This window comes from Ignavibacteriales bacterium, assembly GCA_026390595.1.
Classification (GTDB): domain Bacteria; phylum Bacteroidota; class Ignavibacteria; order UBA10030; family UBA10030; genus UBA9647.
The window spans coordinates 35,544-59,050 of sequence record JAPLFQ010000019.1; the positions used below are offsets into that span (position 1 = coordinate 35,544).

General features: G+C 54.6%; 12 protein-coding genes. 11 read left to right on the top strand and 1 reads right to left on the bottom strand.

The window, feature by feature from the left end; all coding sequences use genetic code 11:
- Nucleotides 1-168 precede the first annotated feature (168 nt).
- The 9 genes from NTU47_07735 (at nt 169) to NTU47_07775 (ending at nt 19,907) form a co-directional block, all read left to right on the top strand.
- Entirely contained in the window at nt 169-5,103 is a 4,935-nt protein-coding gene (locus tag NTU47_07735; GenBank protein MCX6133686.1) for a T9SS type A sorting domain-containing protein, read from the top strand.
- Between the two features lie 445 nt (nt 5,104-5,548).
- On the top strand, nt 5,549-6,889 hold the full coding sequence (gdhA, locus tag NTU47_07740) for an NADP-specific glutamate dehydrogenase (GenBank protein ID MCX6133687.1): 1,341 nt from the start codon (nt 5,549-5,551) through the stop codon (nt 6,887-6,889).
- Between the two features lie 227 nt (nt 6,890-7,116).
- Nucleotides 7,117-10,110, top strand: coding sequence for a histidine kinase (locus NTU47_07745; GenBank protein ID MCX6133688.1), 2,994 nt, complete (start codon nt 7,117-7,119; stop codon nt 10,108-10,110).
- Nucleotides 10,111-10,263: 153 nt separating this feature from the next.
- Entirely contained in the window at nt 10,264-11,625 is a 1,362-nt protein-coding gene (gene gdhA, locus NTU47_07750; protein MCX6133689.1) for an NADP-specific glutamate dehydrogenase, read from the top strand.
- Between the two features lie 228 nt (nt 11,626-11,853).
- A complete protein-coding gene (locus NTU47_07755) occupies nt 11,854-14,865 on the top strand; it encodes a histidine kinase (GenBank protein MCX6133690.1) in 3,012 nt (1,003 codons plus the stop codon).
- A complete protein-coding gene (locus NTU47_07760) occupies nt 14,858-15,070 on the top strand; it encodes a hypothetical protein (GenBank protein MCX6133691.1) in 213 nt (70 codons plus the stop codon). Before NTU47_07755 ends, NTU47_07760 begins: the two co-directional genes overlap by 8 nt.
- A complete protein-coding gene (locus NTU47_07765; protein ID MCX6133692.1) occupies nt 15,067-16,314 on the top strand; it encodes a Glu/Leu/Phe/Val dehydrogenase in 1,248 nt (415 codons plus the stop codon). The genes NTU47_07760 and NTU47_07765 overlap by 4 nt, the downstream gene beginning before the upstream one ends.
- Nucleotides 16,315-16,504: 190 nt before the next feature.
- Entirely contained in the window at nt 16,505-17,692 is a 1,188-nt protein-coding gene (locus NTU47_07770; GenBank protein MCX6133693.1) for an alpha/beta hydrolase-fold protein, read from the top strand.
- A 190-nt stretch (nt 17,693-17,882) separates the two neighbouring features.
- Entirely contained in the window at nt 17,883-19,907 is a 2,025-nt protein-coding gene (locus NTU47_07775; protein MCX6133694.1) for a S9 family peptidase, read from the top strand.
- 134 nt (nt 19,908-20,041) lie between these two features.
- Here NTU47_07775 and NTU47_07780 read toward each other — a convergent pair whose 3' ends face one another.
- Nucleotides 20,042-20,449 (bottom strand): HEAT repeat domain-containing protein, encoded by a 408-nt coding sequence (locus NTU47_07780; GenBank protein MCX6133695.1) that lies wholly within the window; start codon nt 20,447-20,449, stop codon nt 20,042-20,044.
- A 366-nt stretch (nt 20,450-20,815) separates the two neighbouring features.
- On the opposite strand from NTU47_07780, the gene NTU47_07785 reads away from it, so the two are divergent.
- Both NTU47_07785 and NTU47_07790 read left to right on the top strand, forming a co-directional pair.
- Nucleotides 20,816-22,924, top strand: coding sequence for a S9 family peptidase (locus NTU47_07785; GenBank protein ID MCX6133696.1), 2,109 nt, complete (start codon nt 20,816-20,818; stop codon nt 22,922-22,924).
- A gap of 58 nt (nt 22,925-22,982) precedes the next feature.
- On the top strand, nt 22,983-23,492 hold the full coding sequence (locus NTU47_07790) for an RDD family protein (protein MCX6133697.1): 510 nt from the start codon (nt 22,983-22,985) through the stop codon (nt 23,490-23,492).
- Nucleotides 23,493-23,507: the final 15 nt, after the last annotated feature.

Here is a 23,507-nt window from a genome sequence, read left to right on the forward strand (position 1 = left end):
AGTAACTTCATCAGTCTTGTCACAGGGGACTTTGATTGCGAAGGTCGCCCCTGACTGCCCGAAAAGATACAGAACTCACGCGGGAAAGACTGATTCCTCTTTCAAATAGTCACGCCGCAGTTGTGTCCGCTCCACCCAGCCGCATTCTTAAGCCTCGTGAGCAAAGCCATGACCCACACCATGCAAACAATTCCCCGCATGTTCTTTCTCCTCCTAATCAATCTGGTTCTTCCCGCCAACGCGATGATTCTCCCAGCGTCAGTTCAGACGTCTCCTGGGTCCGATGGAGATTACCGGTCGGTGCGCTCGGGAGACTGGCACAAGGATTCCACATGGGCCAGATGCGCGGCCGGTGTCTGGATCACGCCGGCACCGCCTCCCGACTCAAGTTCGGGTGTTGTCACGGTGCGAACCGGGCATTCCGTAACGATCAGGAGCACGCTCGCGTATGATCAGGTAGTTGTGGAGGAAGGCGGGCAGGTTGTCGTTGCGCCTGGGACCAGTCACACATTGACTGACGGTCCGGGGAACGACTTGATTATCAACGGAACGTGGGTGAATCAAGGATCGACCTGGACCATTTCCGGAAGTGCCAGATGGGTCGTCAATGACGGCGGCACATTCGTGCAGAACACCTCCTCAGGAATATCGACCCCTCTTTCAAAAGCTGCGCTGTCCCGTGCAAGCAGCTTCGTCTATCGGGGCGGAACTGCATTGGTACCGGCTTCGTCTTTTTCTGGCCGCACGTATGGCAACCTCGCTTTTGATTCGAGCGGCGGGATGTGGACATGCTCGGCCGCCGGTTCCAGCGCTTTGACCATCAGCGGAAATCTGACCATCGGTACAGGGGTCAAATGGAATACCAGCGGATTCGCGGGTGCAATCCTTGTCCAGGGTGCGACGACGATCGAAGGAGAGTGGGGTGGGACTGGTTCGGGGAATCAGGGGACGCACACGTTCGCTGGGGCATTCTCCGTTCTGAGCACGGGAAAATATGCGCTTTCGACAAGCGGCGCTGTTCAGGGAGGACTCGTATTTCAGTCGGATCTTACAAACCATGGCTCGCTCTCGACGCCGTCGAACCGCACGATACTCTTGATTGGCCAGAGCGTTCAGTCGATCGCCGGGTCGGCGGCGCTCACGTTCAACAGAAGCCTCACGGTAAACAATCCGGCAGGCGTCCTGTTGGAGTGCCCGGTTTCTCTCGAAGATACACTCTTCTGCGTTGCCGGCAATCTGTGCACGGGCAGGCAACTCCTTACCGTGGGGTCGAAAGCTGCCCTTGTCGAGCGGGATTGTTCATCAGTTGTAGGGAAGGCCTCGGCCAGCAGAGCACTGCAGAACGGCGTAACCGAATCATTTGGAAACCTCGGGCTTGATATCACTCCAGCATCACCGTACACCGGGACAATTACGGTGATGCGTGAGACCTCAAGTCCGCAGTCGATCGAAAGTGTCAGAACCATCAGCCGGTGTTTTGACGTCGTACCCTCAGTCTCTGCAAACAGCGCGGCCGAATTCCGGTACCATTTCAACGAATGCGATCTCTCCGGTGCAATCAAGGCCAATTTGAAACTGTACAAATCGAGTGATGGCGGCGCTACGTGGAGGGACGAAGGAGGAATTGTCGATTCGGCGAAGAATACAATCAGACTCGATGCGATCTTGTCAGCTTCCCGATGGGTGGCCGGCGAACCGATTCCAACGCCAACGATCGGTTCTGTGAGTCCGGCGTTCGCGGAATCCGGCTCGTCGTTAAGCTTATCGGTATCGGGGACGGGGTTCGTGACCGGAATAAGCAGCGTGTCATTCAGCGGGACCGGCATTACCGTTGCCTCCATCTCCGTCATCTCCGCAACGCACATCATCGCGGGGATCGTCGTTTCTCCCTTCGCCCCGCTCGGCGTTCGCGATATCACTGTGACAAACGCTTCGGGCAGCGCGTCAATGCTCGCCAATTGTTTTGAAGTGCGCCCGCATCTCAATCCATTCCCGGTAATCACCGGTATGTTCCCGGCATCAGGGTTTCGAGGGGGTGCGGCAGAGGTGGTGGTGCGCGGGCGCGGATTTGCGAATGGTCTTACGGTTGCTTCATTCGGAGAAGGCATCGTTGTCGGAAACACCAGAGTCGCGGCGGAGACTGAACTCATCGTCTCGATTGCCCTGAATCAAGGGGCTCAACCCGGCATGCGGAATGTGTCTGTGGCAAACCCGCCTCCGGGGGGAGGGCTTTTCATCTTCCCGAATGGGTTCCTTGTTCTCAATCCCGCCCCTTTAATCAACACTGTTTCTCCAATCACGTTTGTCCGTGGAGAGACTTCCTGGATATCACTCAGGGGGAAAGATCTGTATGCTGATGCCACGCGCCTTGACGTGGGGGAAGGGATTACGCTTGATTCGCTCGTTGTCGAATCATCTACGATTCTGAAAGCCAGAATCAACATCGCCATTTCAGCGAGGACCGGCGAAAGGGACCTCGCACTCGTCAATGCTCCTCCGGGAGGAGGGAGCGCCAGGCTTCCCGCCGCAATGAACATTGTGAACCCGTCACCGATTGTCCGAATGTTCGCTCCAGACACCGTCATTGTCGGTCAGCAAGCAGAGTTGACACTCGACGGATCGGGATTCATACAGGACGTGACATCTGTCAGGATTGGAAACGGCGTGACGGTCGATTCAGTTGTCGTCAGGAGCGGTTCCAGGCTCACCGCCAACGCGCTGGTTGCGATGACCGCGATTCCTGGGCCGAGAGACGTCACTGCAACAAATAATCCCCCCGGTGGGGGAACAGTCACGTTGCCGGGAAGAGTCATCGTGGCAAGTCCGCATCCCCGCATTGATAGTATCGCGCCTGCAATCGCGGTGGGCGGAACGCGCGAAAGGATCACTGTGCGGGGAGGGGGGTATGTCCCGGGATTGACGCGGCTCGATTTTGGTGCTGGCATCAGGGTGGATTCAATGGAGTTTTACGGATCGTCCTGCCTCGTGGCTTCGATATCGATTTCCGGATCGATTCGGGGCGGTGCCAGGGATGTGGCCTTGATGAATCCTGGACCCGGTGGCGGAGCAACGCGCCTTTCAGGCGCACTTGTGATAAACAACCCTGTGCCAATCATAACAAGCCTCTCCGCAACATCCGGTTCCCGGGGAAATACGTTCACCATCATGGTCAATGGAGGAAACTTCACACAAGGGGTTACATCCCTCGTATTCGGGGAAGATGTTAACGTGGACAGTGTCAGGGTGACCAGTCCGGATTGCCTGTTCGCTGGAATTACCGTCAGTCGTTTGGCGTCGACTGGTTTGCGCGACGTGCAAATCACGAATTGCGCTCCTGGCGGAGGGTCTCGGCTGGTTCGCGGAGCTTTCGCCGTCACGAACCCGTCGCCGGTTCTCAGGGAAATCAGTCCACGCACTGTGTGTATCGGTGAGACAATCACGCTGAAACTCAACGGATCGGGATACCTCGATGGAGTGACGACACTTGACCTTGGGGCGGGAATCGCGGTGGGCACAATAATCATCGACTCATTGGGGAGGGAGATTGTGTCGATCATTTCTGTCGATCGCACTGCAGCTGCGGGATGCCAAATTGTTCAAGTTTCGAATGCAAAGCCCGGGGGCGGCACTGCATCCCTGCCGAACGCCCTCGAACTCGTCTATCCTGCTCCCGTCCTCGCGAGTATTGCGCCGCTCGGCGGAAACCGATCGCAAGCATTCGAGATCACCATAACAGGAAGAAACTTCATCCCCGGCGCAACGAAGGTAGGTGTTGGAGCTGACGTTGAAGTCAAATCAATCATGGTGAAAAGTTCCGTTGAAATGAGGGGCACCGTCACCATCGGAGCTGAGGCGGCTCTTGGTCAAAGGACCGTCGTCGTGTCCAATCCATCTCCCGGAGGAGGGGCGTCGGCACTGACGAACGCTTTCACCATTGCTAATTCAGCTCCAATGTTGGCCCATATGACTCCGTCTGCCGGAGCAAGAGGGGATACGCTGGATGTTCTCCTCGAGGGCATGAACTTCACCGTAGGTGAAACTCGTGCGAGCTTCGGGGACGGAATCATTATCACTTCATTGACGAGGCATAGCTCGTCCGTCATGACTGTGCGTGTCGCCATCGCAACTACTGCCGAAGTGGGACCCAGAGATGTTGCACTCACGACCGCAGAACCCGGTGGAGGACAATGCAGACTGTGCGGCGCTTTTGCAGTCGTGAATCCGTCTCCGATTGTCACAAGTGTCTCTCCCTCCGCTGGCTGCAGGGGGAAAACGTATGTCGTGTCGGTGACCGGATCGCGTTTCGAGTCGGGCATCAGTTCTTCGGATTTTGGATCAGGGATTACGGTAACGGCGCTGCGCATTGACAGCCCGGAGATGCTGACGGCGGTGATATCGATAGGAGTCATCGCCAAAACGGGAGTGAGGCCCGTCATCGTCCGGAACAAAGGGCCCGGTGGAGGTACTGCGAGTCTGGCCGGAGCGTTCGCCGTTTGGAACCCATCTCCAGCGCTCACAGCTGTGTCTCCCGCCGAGTGTGTCCGCGGCAGATCTCTGCAAGTGACACTAACCGGAGAGAATTTTATCGCCGGCGAAACGTCAACAGATTTTGGGCCGGGTGTCACTGTGCAAGCGCTCGCTGTGAAGAACGGTTCCGAAATCAGCGTGAATCTGTGCGTCGATCGATCAGCAGAACCGGGCCCTCGAGCCGTGAGCATTACGAATGGGCAGCCCGGTGGTGGCGTGGCCACGCTCGTGAATGGGTTTCTAGTACAATCAGACGTGGCCTCTCTTGTCCTGAAAGGGTCAGAACAGGCTCCGACGCGAAATGCCTTGAACGAGGCTTTTCCAAATCCGTTCAATGGAAGAACAGCGATCAGCTATCAGCTTTCAGTTGCCAGCCTGGTGACGCTCAAGGTGTTCGATTTGCTCGGAAGGGAGGTGGCATTGTTGGTCAACGGCGAACATGCGGCTGGCGTTCATCAGGCATGGTTTGATGCAGGCGATAGAACGAGCGGCATGTATTTCGTTTGTCTTGTTGCAGAGTCAATGGAATCACGAGCGAGGTTCGTCGCATCGAAGAAAATTGTTCTGGTGAGATAGAAATCCGGGGGAGAAGGACGATCCACATCTCGTGATCGTGTCGCAAAGGGACGATTCGCACAGGGTCGTCCTTTTCATATTTATGCAGGTTCCGGGACCGGGGAAGTAATCCAAATTCGCAAACCTGGGAAGGCAGATTTCCCCGCGTTCGGCACGCACTGTTCGAGTTGAAAATTCGCAACACGAAGGTTAACAAAAAATAATGTGGGAACGATGAGTCGCAGAGGCTGCGTCAATCATTTGATGCATACTTATCCGGTATTTCCTTTGATGTTGCTCGGTCACGGAAAAGGGATTATATTCGAAAGCACTTATTGCTCGAGCTTTGGTTGAAGTGAAACCGCACACTTCTTCGGTGTCACACCGTTACGCGCCGCAGAAGAGGATCCGTCGGCTGAACTCGGGCACCATGATCCATTCCTATAGAAGAAATTGCGAGGGAGATATGTCAGATTATACGCAAAATGTTTTGGCTCAGGTAAAGGCGAAGAATCCTTCGGAGCCGGAGTTTCATCAAGCAGTCATGGAAGTTCTTGAGTCACTTGAAATAGTACTTGAACGACATCCGGAGTATAAGTCAGCGAAGATTCTCGAACGCATGGTTGAGCCCGAGCGCGTCGTGATGTTCCGCGTTCCGTGGATGGACGACCAGGGGGAGATTCACGTCAATCGCGGATTCAGAGTCCAGATGAACAGCGCGATCGGACCGTACAAGGGCGGTCTTCGGTTTCACCCGTCGGTGAATCTCGGCATACTGAAGTTCCTTGGATTCGAGCAGGTGTTCAAGAACAGCCTCACCTCACTTCCCATGGGCGGAGGCAAGGGAGGATCTGACTTCGATCCGAAAGGAAAGAGCGACCACGAAGTCATGCGTTTCTGCCAAAGCTTCATGACGGAACTCTTCCGTCATATTGGCGCGGACGTGGATGTGCCCGCGGGCGACATCGGCGTCGGAGGCAGGGAAATAGGATTTATGTTCGGCCAATGGAAACGCCTGACGAAGGAATTCACCGGCGTGCTTACAGGGAAGGGGACCAACTGGGGCGGCTCGTTGATTCGCCCTGAGGCGACCGGTTTCGGTGTCGTGTACTTCGCAGAAGAGATGTTGAAAACGAAGGGTCAATCGTTTGCCGGCAAGACGGTTGCAGTGTCCGGCTTCGGCAACGTCGCGTGGGGAGCGGTCTTGAAAGTCAATGAACTGGGGGGCAAGGTTGTAACGCTCTCAGGACCCGACGGATACGTGTACGACAAAGAAGGCGTGAAGGGGGAGAAAGTTGACTACATGCTTCAACTGCGCTCCAGCGCCAACGACCGGGTGAAAGACTACGCGGACAAGTTCAAAGTCGAATTCTTCCCCGGCAAGAGACCCTGGGTTGTGAAAGCGGATGTCGCCTTGCCGTGCGCAACGCAGAACGAGCTGGACGTGGAAGACGCAAAAGAGCTGGTGAAAAACGGCTGCCTGTGTGTCTGTGAAGGCGCGAACATGCCGACGACAGTCGCCGCCATCAAGATCCTTCTTGACGCGAAGGTGCTCTACTCGCCGGGCAAGGCATCGAACGCCGGCGGTGTTGCCACTTCGGGACTTGAAATGAGCCAGAACAGCATGCGCCTGCCCTGGCCCAGGGAGGAAGTTGACCAGCGGTTGCATCAGATCATGAAGAACATTCACCGCACATGCCTTGAGACGGCCGAGAAGTACGGCACACCGGGCAACTATATGAACGGTGCGAACATTGCCGGCTTCCTCAAGGTGGCGGATGCGATGATGGACCAGGGATTGGTCTAGCGCAGCAGCATGCAATCTGCGGGAAACACCTGCAATGTCAGCAGGAGAGCGGTGTGACTCTCGAATGACCGCTCGCGGAGAAAAGGCGTACAACTCTTGGGTTCTTTCACAGCATTGACTGTATGAGACTCGTCCTAAGGGTCGTTACGCCTTTTCTTTTGTGGGGAGAACCGATCCGATGCCTCTCCGCCTACACAAACTGTATCGTTTAACCAGAGGTCATGTTGTTGTCAGCCATAAAAGCCTTGGACCCGATCAAGGGTCTTGACTATTTTGACACCCGCGTCAAGTCGTTTCAGAAACTGATGCGGTTCAAGATCCGGGACATCCTTCTTGTCTCGAGTCTGTACGACCAGTACCTCTTCGAAGAAGACGGCCGGCTCTATGAGCTCATCCGCCAGGAATTCCAGGCCCTCAACCTCAGTCAGACTCCCGACATCACTCACGTTACCAGCGGATCAGAGGCCGTCGAACTCGCTTTGACGGAGCAGCGCTTTGATCTCATCATCGCTACCCTGCACATCGAGGACATGCACGTCATCAAGTTTGCGAAGATGGCGCGTCAGGCAGGGATCAATGTTCCGATTATTTTGCTCGCGTATGACAACCGTGAGCGCAAGGAACTGGTGACGAATTATGACGCCTCGATTTTCGACCGTATTTTCATTTGGCAGGGGGATTATCATCTTCTGCTTGGTATTATCAAGTATGTCGAAGATCGGATGAACGTCGAAAGCGACACGCAGGCGGTCGGAGTCCAGTCGATCATCCTCGTCGAAGACAACGTCAGTTTCTACTCCTCGTATCTCCCTGTCATCTACACGGAGATCCTGAACCAATCCAAACGGCTGCTGTCGGAGGGGGTAAATCTCACACACAAGTTCCTCCGGATGCGGGCCCGCCCGAAGATTCTGCTCTGCACGACGTTTGAGGAAGCGTGGGCGTACTACGAAAAGTACCAGGATTTCATCCTTGGCATCATCTCCGATATCAACTTCAAGCGGGGCGGGGTCAAGGACCCGGAGGCCGGATTCACCTTTGCCAGGATGGTCCGTGAGCGGCACGAGGACATACCGATTCTTCTCCAGAGCAGCAATGCGGAATTCGCAGAACGGGCCCGGGAGATCGGAATCTCGTTCGTTCAGAAGACATCTCCGAGGTTGAGGCAGGAGCTGCGCGATTTCATGCTGAACAACTTCGGCTTTGGCGACTTTGTGTTCCGGACGCGCGATGGCAACGAGGTCGGCCGGGCTCACAACTTGAAAACGCTGGAAGAGCAACTTCACGTCGTGCCCGACGAGAGCATTCTCCTGCATGCCGAGCGCAATCACTTTTCCAACTGGCTGAAAGCAAGGACGGAATTCTGGCTCGCCCACCGGCTGAGACCGCGAAAAATCACAGATTTTGATTCCATCGACGGCCTCAGGAATGAACTCATCAATTCACTGGGGTTTTACCGGGAAATTCAACAGCGGGGGGTGATCACCGAGTTTCACAAAGAATCGTACGATGTGAAGGGGAGTTTTGCGAGGATGGGCCTCGGTTCGCTGGGGGGGAAGGCGCGCGGGCTTGGATTCATCAACACCCTCATCACAAACTACCACATCGACCAGAAATTCGAAAACGTCGAAATCTCTGTCCCGTCGGCAGTCGTGATCGCGACGGATGTGTTTGACAGGTTTCTCGAGCGCAATGATCTTGAGCAGTTTGCACTGCATGCCACTGATGATAATGAACTCAACAAGCGGTTCCTCGATGCGCCTCATTTCCCGGAGGATATCGTCCAGAAACTGACCGAATTCCTGGAGATTAATCACGAACCCCTTGCCGTCCGCTCGTCAAGCCTCTTGGAAGACTCACAATATCAGCCGTTCGCAGGAGTCTATGAAACGTTCATGATCCCGAACAACAACCCGGATCCTGCCATCCGGCTCCGGGAGTTGCTTCAGAGCATCAAGCTTGTGTACGCTTCGACGTTCTCGCACAGCGCTAAAGACTACATGAAGGCAACCGCCTACCAGTTGGCGGAAGAGAAAATGGCGGTGATCATACAGCGCATGGTGGGGTCACGACACCACAACCGGTTCTATCCTGCCTTCGCTGGTGTCGCCAAGTCGTACAATTTCTATCCGGTGCCTCCCCAGGATTCTTCCGATGGAATCGTCCATGTCGCTCTGGGTCTCGGAAAAATGGTCGTCGATGGCGGAAATGCAGTTCGTTTCTGCCCGAAGTATCCCCGACATCTCCTGCAGTTTTTCTCGACAACAGAAACGATCCGCAATGCGCAGCAGGAATTCCTTGCACTCGACCTGGATGGCGGCTTCGATCACAAGCAGGATGAATCACCGGATGTCTTTGTGCAGCGGTATGACCTGAGCAAGGCGGAGGAAGACCAGACCTTGTTCTACGTCGGGTCCACCTACTCGTCGGAGAACGACTCGGTATACGACGGCGTGTCGCGGAGCGGCAAACGGGTCGTGACCTTTGCCCCCATCCTCAAACACAAGATATTCCCTCTTGCCGAGATTCTTGAACTGATACTCGACATGGGCACGTGGGGCATGGGGACGCATGTGGAGATAGAGTTCGCCGTCAACATGAGTGTGCCCGACGGCAAGCCCAAGGAGTTTGCGCTCCTGCAAATCCGTCCGCTCGTCCTGAGTCTTGAGGCAGAAGAGCTGAATGTCGACAACATCGCGCAGGAAGATGTGATCTGTCAGAGCAGGCAGGTGCTCGGCAACGGGGCCATCACGAATCTGCATGACGTCGTCGTTGTTGATATCGACCGCTTCGATAGGGCGAAGAGCCGCGATGTGGCCACTGAGCTCAGCGCGATCAACGCAAAGCTCACGGGACTCAAGATCCCATACGTGCTCATCGGCGTTGGACGGTGGGGAAGCCTTGACCCTTGGCTGGGGATTCCCGTCACGTGGGACCAGATCTCAGGTGCGAGTGTCATTGTGGAGTCAGGATTCAAGGATTTCAACGTCACACCTTCGCAGGGATCTCATTTCTTCCAGAATATCACGTCGTTCCGGATTGGCTATTTCACGGTCAACTCGTTCAGCAATCTCGGGTTTATCGATTGGGATTGGCTTTCGAAACAGCCAGCCGTCGAGGAAATGTCATATATTCGTCATCTTCGGTTTGAAGATCCGATTACCGTTCGGATCAACGGTCACAAAAACATGGGGATTATTCTCAAACCTAAGAAATCATGATTTGTCTGACGCAGTGGTTGGCGCTCTGATAATCGCTTCTTGAGAGTACATAATTCGTTTCGTTCGTTCTATCACCTAAGTCCTCGTTCCTCATATGCATTACCGTTGCATAGCAGGACAATCGCAATACCACACATCTATCAGGAGGGTTTTATGTCTGATTATGTAAAAGATCTGATGGCTGAAGTAAAAGCGAAGAACCCGGCCCAGCCGGAGTTTCACCAGGCGGTTCAGGAGGTCGTGGAATCGCTCGCGTTGGTCTTTGAGAGGCATCCCGAATATCGCACGGCGAAGATACTTGAGCGCATTATTGAACCTGAGCGAGTGATCACATTCCGCGTCGCGTGGGTTGACGATCAGGGCGAGGTGCAGATCAATCGCGGTTACAGAATTCAGATGAACAGCGCAATCGGACCCTACAAGGGAGGTCTGCGATTCCATCCTTCCGTGACTCTCGGCATATTGAAGTTCCTTGCCTTCGAGCAGGTATTCAAAAACAGTCTGACGACGCTCCCGATGGGCGGCGGCAAAGGCGGATCGGATTTCGATCCAAAAGGGAAGAGCGATCTTAAAATCATGCGATTCTGCCAGGCTTTCATGTCGGAGCTGTTCCGGCATGTCGGACCCGAGACGGATGTCCCCGCAGGTGATATCGGAGTCGGCGGAAGAGAGATTGGATATTTGTTTGGCCAGTACAAGAAGCTTAGAAACGAATTCACCGGTGTCCTGACGGGGAAGGGTCTGAATTGGGGCGGTTCGCTCATTCGTCCCGAAGCCACGGGCTACGGCGCTGTGTATTTCGCGTCTGAAATGCTGACGACACGCGGGAAGACACTCGAAGGAAAAACGTGCCTCGTTTCCGGGAGCGGAAACGTTGCCCAGTACACGGTCGAGAAAATCAACCAACTGGGAGGCAAGGCGGTAACGTTGTCAGATTCGAACGGCTATATCTATGATGAGGCCGGAATCACAAAGGAGAAGCTCGCGTACGTCATGGAGTTGAAGAACGTCCGCCGCGGAAGGATCCAGGAGTACGCGGAGAAATTCAAGGGCTCAGTCTATACGCCGCTGGATGCGAAGATGGACAGCAATCCTCTCTGGAACCACAAGGCGGATTGCGCCTTCCCGAGCGCGACGCAAAATGAGATCAACGGCAAGGATGCGCAGAACCTCATCCGGAACGGCGTGTATGTGGTCAGTGAGGGCGCGAACATGCCGACGACGATTGACGGCGTGAAACTGTTTCTCGACGCGAAGATCCTGTACGGTCCCGGCAAGGCCGCGAACGCAGGTGGTGTGGCCACATCAGGGCTGGAAATGTCGCAGAATAGCATGCGCCTGTCCTGGACCCGCGAAGAAGTCGACAATCGTTTGCGCATGATCATGCACAGCATTCACTCGACCTGTGTGCAGAGCGCCGAGCGGTTCGGCACGCCGGGCAATTATGTCAACGGCGCCAATATCGGCGGTTTCCTGAAAGTTGCAGATGCAATGATGGATCAGGGAGTCGTGTAACACCCTGTTTGCGGTAGAATGAACGTGACGACGGAGAGGCGGAGATGCCTCCGTCTCTCCGGTAGTCTCCATACACCTATCTCGGAAACAGCTGTCGCAGGAACAGCAGTTTCACGCCTCGACGCATAGCCGCTGGCAATCTTCACCTATTTCCTTTCTTTGCGTCATGGGGCCTTCGCGTGACAGTCCTTGAGATACTTGGTATCACCTATTCCGACCGAGAGCTCCGTGAAGACAGAATTTGATGAGCTGAAATCTACCTCCGATACACTCTGGGTCGAGCACGGCTACGGAGACCGCTTCCAGGGATTCCAGAATCTCATGCGGCTCCGGATTCGGGATGTCCTGCTGGTCTCGAGCCTCTATGATCTTTACCTCTTTGAAGAGGATGGAAGGCTCTACGAGCTCATCCGGAATGAATACCAGGGATTCAACCTCAGTCACTCACCCGAATTGACGCGCGTCTCCAGCGGATATGAGGCTCTCGCGCTTGCAAAGGAAGAGAGACGGTTTGACCTCATCATCACGACGCTCCATATCGACGACATGCACGCGATCGATTTCGCGCGCATGGTGAAGGAGGCGGGCATCAACATCCCGATTGTCCTGCTGACCCACGACAACCGGGAGCTCAAGTACCTGCTGATGAACCATGACACCTCGATGTTCGAGAAAGTGTTCATCTGGCAGGGGGATTTCCGCATCATTATCGCCATCATCAAGTCCATCGAAGACAAGATCAATGTCGACCATGACACGCGCATGGTCGGTGTGCAGACTATTATCGTCATCGAAGACAGCGTCAAATACTATTCGTCGTTTCTCCCCAGTATCTACACAGAGATTCTGAAGCAGTCCCAGGCGCTCATTTCCGAAGGGATCAATCTGACGCATAAGTTTCTCCGGATGAGGGCGCGGCCGAAGATCCTCCTTTGCTCCACGTATGAGGAGGCTTGGGATTACTACGTTCGATACAGTGAATATATGCTGGGTATCATCTCGGACATTGATTTTCCCCGCGGCGGGGTGCAGGATCCGAGGGCCGGACTCGCGTTTGCCAGGGGAGTCAAGGATCGTCAGCCCGACCTGCCTATCCTTCTGCTGTCGAACATGCCGGAAAATGAGTCCCTGGCGCATGCCCGGGGTGCAGCGTTCCTTGTCAAAGACTCTCCGCTCCTGCTGAACGAGCTGAGAAAATTCATGATCCAGTACTTCAGCTTCGGTGATTTCGTATTCCGTACTCCGGAAGGGGTCGAAGTCGGGCGTGCGAATGACCTCAAGAGCCTCGAAGAACAGCTGACGATCGTCCCGGAGGCGAGCGTCCGGTATCACGCGGAGCGCAATCACTTCTCCAACTGGCTGAAGGCAAGAACGGAATTCTGGCTCGCCCATCAGTTGAGGCCTCGAAAGGTCTCGGATTATGATACCGTTGAAGGACTGAGGCAGGATCTCATACGATCGCTCAACCACTACAGGAATATCCGTCAGCGCGGAATCATTGCGGACTTCGTCAAGGAGTCATTCGATCCGGCGAGCAGCTTTGCCCGCATCGGGGGCGGTTCGCTTGGTGGCAAGGCGAGGGGGCTGGGATTTGTCAACACCTTGATCAACGACTACAAGGTCCGCAACCGGTTCGACAATGTGCAGATTTACGTCCCTGCAGCCGTGGTCATCGGCACGGATGTCTTCGATGAGTTCCTGACCGACAACAATCTGCGGAAGTTCGCGATGAACTGCACGGACGACAAAGAGATTACAAAGAGGTTTGTCGAGGCGAGCAGGTTCCCGGAAGCAGTGCTGGGTGAGCTTGCGGCATTTCTGGACATCGTGCGTTCGCCCATCGCAGTCCGTTCTTCAAGCCTGCTGGAGGACTCTCAATACCATCCGTTTGCCGGGGTCTATGAAACGTACATGATCCCGAACAACAATCCGAATCCTCTCATCCGCCTCAACGATGTGATCAACAGCATCAAGCGGGTCTACGCGTCGACCTTTTACCAGAGCGCGAAAGACTATATCAAGATTACGACGTACCGCCTTGAAGAAGAGAAGATGGCAGTAATCGTCCAGAGACTGGCAGGGTCGGAGCATGAAAACCGCTTCTACCCGGATATTTCGGGCGTTGCGAAATCATACAACTTCTATCCGCTCGCTCCCCAGAAATCGTCCGATGGAATCGTCTCGGCGGCCCTCGGACTCGGGAAGACTGTAGTCGATGGCGGCAATACCGTCCGTTTCTGCCCCAAGTATCCAAACGACGTCATTCAATTCTATTCCGTCGAAGAAACCCTGAACAGTTCCCAGAAAGATTTCTTTGCGCTTCAATTGGACGCCCATTCGGATTTTGGATTTGAAACGCATGACGTCCACGTGCAGAAATATGGTCTGGACGTCGCTGAGCGGGATGGCACGATGGCATACGTCGGGGCTACATACTCGCCGGAAAGTGACGTCATCACAGACGGTCTTGGAAGAAGCGGATCGCGCGTGGTGACGTTTGGACCGATCCTCCGCAACCGATCGCTCCATCTCCCCCAGATTCTTGAATTGTTGCTCGATATGGGGACATGGGGCATGGGAACGCCGGTGGAGATCGAATTCGCGATGGTTATGTCCGGACGCAATGCGGGTCCGAATGAATTCGCCTTGCTCCAAATGAGGCCGCTCGTCGTTCACAGGGAGCCGGAGGAGCTCAACGTGGAGGAATTCAAGCCGGCCCAGCTCATCTGCGAGAGCACTCAGGTTCTTGGGAACGGGCTGATCGAAGATATCCAGGATATTGTCTTTGTCGACATCGAGTTGTTCGATCGTTCGCAATCGCGCGAAGTGGCAAAGGAAGTCAGTATTATGAACAGCCGGCTGATCGCTGAGCAGCGTCCGTATCTTCTGATTGGAATCGGGCGCTGGGGATCCATGGATGACTGGCTGGGAATCCCGGTTACGTGGGAGCAGATCGCAGGTGCCCGTGCAATTGTCGAGACCGGGTTCCAGGAAATGTCTGTGGCCCCCTCGCAGGGCTCGCATTTCTTTCAGAACATCACCTCGTTCATGATAGGCTATTTTACAATCGATCCGCACAACAACAAAGGTCTTCTCGATTGGGATTGGCTGCTGAGCCAGAAACCAATCGAGAAGTTGAAGTTCACTAAACTCGTTCGATTTGAAAAACCTCTCGTTATCAAAATCAACGGCCACCAGAGCAAGGGAGTCATCTTGAAACCAGAGGCGGAGCATGACTAAGACAAGTGGTCAATCGGGATCAAAAGCAGTTGATGTGTGCCCTCACTGCGGCGCCCATCTGAGCCCATGGCAGCAGGTGCTGCTGGGAGTTGATCGGGCCCTGATGTGCAGGAACTGTTGGTATCGGATCGTGATCGACGCGACCGACGAGGAGCAGGGGGGGAAGCCGGATGACACGTCACCATCGAAGGACGACAAGAAATGACATCCTATAATTCGTTTGGAGTCGAACAACAGCAGGTCCTCGAAGCTGCGAGGATCCTGAACCTGGACAAAGCGACGAGCGACCTGCTTCTTTGGCCGCAGCGCGAATTCAAATTCACCATGCCTGTCAAGATGGACAACGGCGAGGTGAAGATCTTCCACGGATACAGGATACAATACAACTATGCCCGTGGTCCGGCGAAGGGAGGAATTCGCTTCCACCCGGACGAGACGGTCGATACCATCCGGGCTCTCGCGGGATGGATGACGTGGAAAACGGCCGTGCTTGATCTGCCGCTCGGCGGCGGAAAGGGGGGCGTGGTCTGCGATCCAAGGCATATGTCGGATCGTGAACTCGAAAACGTGGCACGCGGGTATGTGCGGGCAGTGGCCCCGCATATTGGAGTCGACAAGGATATTCCGGCCCCTGACGTATATACGAATCCACAGACGATGGCGTGGATGATGGATGAGTATGAGACGATTCTCAATATTCATCAGCCCGGCGTACTGACGGATAAACCGATGCAGATCGGGGGAACAGAAGGACGACGTGACGCCACGGCGCGCGGAGGTGTCATCAGCGTGAGGGAGGCATGCAAGGTGCTCGGCGTCGATCCGCATGGGGCGTTCGCGATCCAGGGCTTCGGCAATGCCGGCCAGAGGGCTGCATTGTTACACCAGGAGCTGCTGGGCGGCGGGAAGCTGGTCGCGGTCTGCGATTCGCGGGGAGGCATTTCCAATGTCGATGGCTTGAATCCCAAGGAACTCGTCATGCATAAGCTCAAGACCGGTTCTGTTGTCGGATTTCCGGGAGCGAAGTCCATCCCGCGCGACTCCATCGTCGAACTTGACGTACAGGTCCTGTATCCGGCGGCGCTGGAAAACTCCATCAATGATGAAAACGCGGCTTCTATCAAAGCTCGAATCATTTGTGAGTTGGCTAATGGCCCGACCACGCCGGAGGCTGATCTTATCCTGCACGAAAAAGGAGTGCACGTGATCCCGGATATCCTCGCAAGCGCGGGAGGAGTTACGGTCTCCTATTTTGAGATGGTTCAGGACAAGTATTCGTACTTCTGGGACGAGAAAACCGTCCATCAGCGGCTCGACGAGAAAATTTCGAGGGCGTACCTGACCGTGCAGGAGGCGATCAAGGAGAAGAAAGTCCATCCGCGCCTTGCAGCGATGGTGGTGAGTGTTGCCCGTGTTGCAGAAGCGTGTAAGCTTCGGGGATGGGTTTAGAAGATAGTGAACAGGACACAGTGATTAGAACCTATCTCGAAAATACTCACGCAAAGTCGCGAAGGCCGCAACGCCAAGAATTTGAGTTGGAGTTTCCTGTCTTTGCGCCAGCCCGCCATGCGGTCTGGTGGGGCTTTGCGAGAAATTCTCTTCTTTTCGAAGTGTTTTTGGGATGTCCTCTAGTGAATGGATGAACACTGAAGAGCCGATGCGGCCGATGGAAACAGTGCCCAGACCCTTTCTCCTCGTCGTGCTTCTCTTGGCCGCTGTGGGCTGGGGTCTCGCACAGGATATGAAGGTTTCGGTGCGGGTTGTCCCACCCGCGTCTACACCGCGTGATGCGAAGATTTTCATTGCGGGGAATTCTCCCGCGCTGGGAAACTGGGACCCGGGAAAAGTACTCTTGATCAGGGAGAACGCTCGGTTGTGGATCTATTCCACCGATGCGCCAGTTGGAAGTGTGCTCGAGTTCAAAATTACACGTGGCAGTTGGAGCTCTGAGGCCCTCTATGTCGACGGCGCCATTCCCCAGAATACGGTTGTCAAGATATCTTCCGACACCGTGATTACGCTGGCCCCTGTGACCTGGAATGATCTCTCTCAATCCCGCAAGAACCGTACGCTGGCAGGCGGTGTCACCGGCACAGTCCGGTATCATCGTTCCCTGAAAGGGGAGGGATTGAATTTTGCCCGCGATATTCTCGTGTGGCTTCCTCCGTCGTACAGAAGGGAACCCGTGAAACGATATCCGGTCCTCTACATGCATGACGGACAGAACGTCTTTGATCCCGCGACGTCGTTCATAGGATTTGACTGGCGGGCTGACGAAGTTGCGGACAGTCTGATCCGGGCGCATGCAATCGAAGACATTATCATCGTCGGTATCAATAGCACTCCCGATCGCATGAAGGAGTATGCGGATACTGAGCTGGGTCGGAAATATGCCAGATTTGTCGTCGATCGTGTGAAACCTTTCATCGACTCCCGGTATCGTACCAAACCCTCCCGTGAGAACACTGCGGTGATGGGTTCTTCGATGGGTGGATTGGTTTCCATGTTGTTTGTCTTGTGGTATCCGGCCGTGTTTTCCGAAGCGGCCTGTCTCTCGTCGTCAGTAGGATTCGGAATTGGCGAAAAAGACCTGGAAGAAAGTTTCAACGAAAACCAATTGAGCAAGCACCTGCGCATCTATATGGACGTCGGTGAGCTCGAGAGGTCCTTGCTCCCCGGCAATGAGGCTCTCGCTGCGTTCCTTCAGAAGAACGGATACGAGTCCGGCAAGAACTTCGAGTACTTTGTCGCACAAGGCGCACTGCACAACGAGCAGGCCTGGGCTCACCGGCTGTGGCGCCCCTTGACGTTCCTGTTCGGACGATAGAGACCCGTTGCTCCCCAAAGGACTTCTGCGTTCAATAATCGAATGTTCGACATTCGAAATTCCCCAGATCATCAGAACCAGTGAATGCTCAACACCGATCAAGGAATGTTGAATGATGAAGTTGTTTGACCGTCACCCGAGCTTGACCAGACCCCTTGTTCATTCACAAATCTCCTCCCGGAGGATTTCCATGAGACGTATCGCCATCCTATGTGCTGTCCTGATTCCGATTGTTCTCGTCCACGCGCAGACGAAACACTCCATCCTGTTTGATGAATTTATCAGCCTCGGCCGGGTCACCGACCCTCAGGTTTCTCCTGACGGAAGAACCGTCGCGTTCGTCGTGACCTACCAGAACAAGCTGGAGAACAAGTCGAACAGCAATATCTACCTTGTCCCGGTCGATGGAGGATCAGTCCAACAGCTCACAAATGCGAAGGGGGCGAACAATACGCCACGCTGGCTGCCTGACGGCAAATCACTCGCCTTTGTATCTACCCGCGACGGAGAAGCCCAGATCTGGGTTGTTCCGGCGACCGGAGGCGAGGCACGCAAGGTATCGACCATATCCACGGGAGCATCAGACCTGCAGGTTTCCCCCGACGGCATGTGGTTTGCCTTCTCCTCAACGGTGTATCCGGATTGCCCAAACGATGACTGCAACAAGACGCGGATGGAAGAAGCGGAAAAGAGCAAAGTGAAGGCAAAGATCTTCGACAAACTTCCATATCGGGTCTGGAATTCGTGGAAAGACGGGATGCGCAGTCACTTGTTCGTTATCGCGTCGGCCGGTGGAGAGGCGAAAGACATCACGCCGGGAGACTTCGATTCTCCGCCGATCGATCTGGGAGGCAACTGGTCCTATGCCTGGTCCCCGGACAGCAAGGAAATCGCGTTTGAGAGGAATACGGATCGGGACATTGCCATCAGCACCAACAACGACATTTTCGTTGTCCCGGTTACGGGCGGAGACGCAAGGAAGATCACTGACAACGCCGGCAACGATTCCCAGCCCCTGTATTCGCCCGACGGCAGGTATATCGCATATCTTCAGATGAAACGGGCTGGTTTCGAAGCCGATCAAAAGCAGTTGGTTCTCTACGAGCGTTCTACAGGCAAGAGGACAAACCTAACCGAAATGTTCGACTACAGTCTCAATGACGTGGTCTGGTCTCCGGATTCAAAGGTCATCTATTTCAATGCCGATGACAAGAGCAACGAGTCCATCTTCAGAATGACCATCGCCGGAAAGAAGATCGAGTCACTTCTCGGGAAAGGCTACAACCATGATCTGAGGATGCAAGCCGGAGGGAAGTCGCTCGTGTTTTCACGCGAATCTATCAACCAGCCTGTGGAGATATACCGGATCGATGCGGATGGGAAGAACATGAAGAACATCACGGGGATCAATGACAGCAAGCTCGGCCCGATTGAGATGAATCCGAAGGAGGATTTCTGGTTTGAAGGAGCCGGCGGCACAAAAGTGCACGGGTTCCTGGTGAAGCCCCCGGCGTTCGATGCCTCGAAAAAGTATCCCATGATCTTCCTGATCCACGGCGGACCTCAGGGACAATGGGGTGACCAGTTCCACTACCGTTGGAACGCCCAGATGTTTGCATCACGCGGCTACGTTGCCGTCTTGATCAATCCGCGCGGAAGCACGGGGTACGGACAGCAGTTCACCGACGAGATAAGCCGGGACTGGGGAGGGAAAGCGTACGAAGACCTGATGAAGGGGCTCGACCACGTACTGAAAACCTGTCCATTCATCGATGGGAAGCGCATGGCCGCTGCAGGCGCATCGTACGGCGGTTACATGATCAACTGGATCGAAGGGCACACAGACCGGTTCCGCTGCCTGGTGTCACACGATGGCGTCTTCAATCCGAAAAGCATGTACGGGACCACGGAAGAACTCTGGTTCCCGGAATGGGAGCTTGGCGGTTCACCGTACAAGAACCCTGAGCTGTATGACAAATGGTCGCCGATGGCGTTTGTCAATCAGTTCAAGACTCCCATGCTCGTTGTTCACGGGCAGATGGATTTCAGGCTGGACGTCAGTGAAGGTTTCCAGTTGTTCACCGCACTGCAGCGGCAGGGCATCAAGTCGAAGATGTTGTATTTCCCTGACGAGGGGCACTTTGTCGCAAAGCCTGCTAATGCCGAACTTTGGTACAAGACGGTGCTGGACTGGATTGACGAGAATACGAAGTAGCAGGGTATTCGCTGGTATCTGTCTGCAGTAGTCTGCGTTCTGTCTGCTCGTGTACATAAGAAAGCCGCTGCGACTCCAGCCGCAACGGCTTTCCTTCTTCCCACAACCATCCCGGTTGTCCAGGACGGTGTTTCTCAGATGTTCTCTTGCTGTTGGTACTCCTGATAGAACAATGCGCAGAGTTTCCGCACGCGATCGTTGCCGTCCAGCCGGCCTGTCTGCTTGACCGCATAGATACCGACAGGGTCACCGATCTTGATAAGAGCCAGGGCCGCAACTATTCTGCCGCGCTCGTCGGTCTCATTTCTCAGCATCTGCATCAGGGCAAAGACCCCATTGGGACTTTTGATGTCACCCAGCATATTTGCTGCGCTGACACGCAATCCAAAATTGCTCGAATTTACTCCGATGACCAGGTTGGCTTCCACTACTTCCATCTGAAAAGCTGGTTTGCTCACTTGTTTGTCTGTGCGAGCAAAAGCAGACGTCGTGAGGGCCACGGCGAGCACGAGGGCCAAAGTGACCAATACCGACCGTTTCATAATTCCTCCGGGTTAATGGGTTGTGGGAAAGAATGTGAATCTGTCGCTTCTGGTCCCAGGTTCTTCAGAATCTCATGGCCTGGTCCAATCAATCTGTCTTCTTCCCCTAAGACGCTCTTCGGTCGTAGGAGTTGGAAGCCTGTGACGAATGAGCCTTCCCTTGGGATGAGTGACGCGTCGACACGGGGGAGATGCTGTTCTGAAGGGAATACCGGGGTTACTTTGGCTGCGAATTACGCTCTGCAGGGATGGCTGACCCGTGCCGATGTGATCAATTGACATTCAATTCTCCATCCCATACATTATCTGGCGTTAGCGAGCCCTTCACCAACCATTTCGGCCCGCCTAGGGAGGCACTCGAATTCCATGAAAACCTTCATATCCATAGCCATTTTTTGCGCCATGATCGATCAATCAACTCAGGCTCAATCCAGCTCAACCTCCTTGACGCCTCCGGCAGCGAAAAGAATCGCCAGGGTGGATACGATCCACAACGATGTCCGGATCGACAACTATTACTGGCTCAGGGACAAAGAGAACCCGGAGGTTATCGCATACCTTGACGCGGAAAACCGCTATACGGAGGCGATGACGAAGAACATCGAAGGGTTTGAGCAGACGTTGTATAAGGAGATTCTCGGTCGGATCAAACAAACCGATTTGAGCGTCCCGTACTTATTGGGAGGATATTGGTACTATAGCCGCGTGGAGGAAGGGAAGCAGTACTCCATTTATTGCAGGAAGAAGGGTTCGATGGAGAGCCCTGAGGAGATTACGCTCGATCTTAATGAACTGGCGAAAGGCCACAAATTCCTCGGACTCGGCCTCTACGAAGTGAGCGATGATGGGAACCTCCTCATCTATTCACTCGATACCACGGGCTTCAGGCAGTATCAATGCGGAGTCAAGGATCTGAAGACTGGCAGAATTCTTCCTGACGCTATCGGTCAGGTGAACGGGGCGGTGTGGTCAGCCGATAACAAGACCTTCTTCTATACGAAGGAAGATGCAGCGAAGCGCCCGTATCATCTGTATCGCCATGAACTCGGTGCAACGCATGACGAAATGTTGTACGAGGAAAAGGACGAACTCTATCGGGTGGGAGTCGATCGATCGAGCGATCGGAAATACGTGTTCTTCATCGCGGGGAGCTCCATCACCGATGAGGTCCATTATCTGGCCAGCGATCAGCCCCGGGGGAAATTCACAACCCTGTACGCACGCGAAGAGGGGCACGAGATGAGCGTGGATCATCGCGAGGGCCTCTTCTATATCCGGACGAACAAAGGCGCGAAGAACTATCGCCTTGTCACGGTTTCCGACTCCGATCCTCGTCAGGAACTCTGGAAGGAACTCCTGCCTCACCGTCCGAACGTGAAGCTTGAATCAACCACGCTCTTTCGCAACCACGCTGTCTTTGTCGAGCGCGAGCAGGCCCTCATCAGGTTTGTGACTCATGATTTTCGGACTGGCAAGAACTCAAACGTCTCCTTTCCTGAGCCGGTGTATTCTGCCGGGCCCGGGGCAAACCCTGAGTATGATTCCAGAGTCTTTCGATACAACTACCAGTCGTTCGTAACGCCAAGCTCTGTGTACGATTTTGACATGGAGACCGGGAAGAGCACGTTGCTTAAGCAAACGGAAGTCCTGGGCGGATATGACCCGAAACTGTATGTGTCTGAGCGGGTCTACGCGAAGGCTGCAGACGGGGCGATGGTGCCCCTGTCGATTGTCTATCGGGCTGGAATGAAACGCGACGGATCAAACCCGCTTGTACTGTACGGCTACGGCGCCTACGGATTCTCGCAATCTGCATCGTTCTCCGTGGTGCGTGTCAGTCTCCTGGATCGGGGAGTGGTCTACGCTCTCGCGCACATCCGCGGGGGAGGAGATCTCGGCGAGCAATGGAGGGACAATGGCAAGATGTTGAACAAAAAGAACACATTCACCGATTTCATTGCCTGCGCTGAGTATCTCATCCGGGAGAAATACACGTCGCCCGCGCATCTCGCAATTCAGGGCGGGAGTGCCGGCGGTCTGCTCATCGGTGCCGTGGTGAACATGCGCCCCGATCTCTTTAAGGTCGCTCACCTTGCTGTGCCGTTCGTCGACGTCGTCAACACGATGCTCGATGAAACGCTCCCGTTAACCGTTCCGGAATTCCTCGAGTGGGGCAATCCGAAGAAGAAGGACGAGTATGAGTACATGAAGTCGTACTGTCCCTACACCAATGTCGAGGCGAAGGCATATCCGGCCATGCTCATTACGACATCGCTCAATGATAGCCAGGTGATGTACTGGGAGCCTGCGAAGTATACCGCGAAAATGCGAGTGACCCGGACGGACAAGAATCCTTTGCTGCTCAAGGTCAATATGGGAGCCGGGCACGGAGGTGCATCGGGCCGGTACGACGCATACAAAGAACAAGCCTTCAATTTCGCGGTGATCCTGGCGCAGCTCGGCATTACGAAGTAGCGGGCGGATACAGAGAATTCTTTCACAGAGACACTCACATACACTGAACGGAGGGACTATGCAGCCCACGCAAATGCAGCCACCGGTTCCACCCCCTATGCGGCCAGTTGTACAGTATGCGGGATTCTGGCGAAGATTCGTCGCCCATCTCATCGATCAGGTGATTGTTGGCTTCATCGCACTCGTGCTGTTCCTTCCGGCTCTTGCGATGTTTGGCATCGGGGTCGGGGCAGGGATGATGGATGAGGATTTCAGCGCCGTCGGTTTTGTCATTGCTGTGATCGCAGCGTATCTCGTGGCGATCCTCGCTGTCATGATCCTGGCCTGGCTCTACTTTGCCCTGATGGAGTCCTCGGCAAAACAAGCTACTCTTGAGAAGCTCGCTCTGGGAATCGTCGTGACCGATCTCTCCGGCAACCGGATATCATTTGGGAGGGCGACAGGTCGATATTTTGGGAAGATCGTTTCCAGCATGATTCTCAGCATCGGATACATCATGGCAGCCTTCACGGAGAAGAAACAGGCACTGCACGATATCATGGCCAGTTGCCTGGTGGTGATGAAATAGGCCTCGAACGTCATC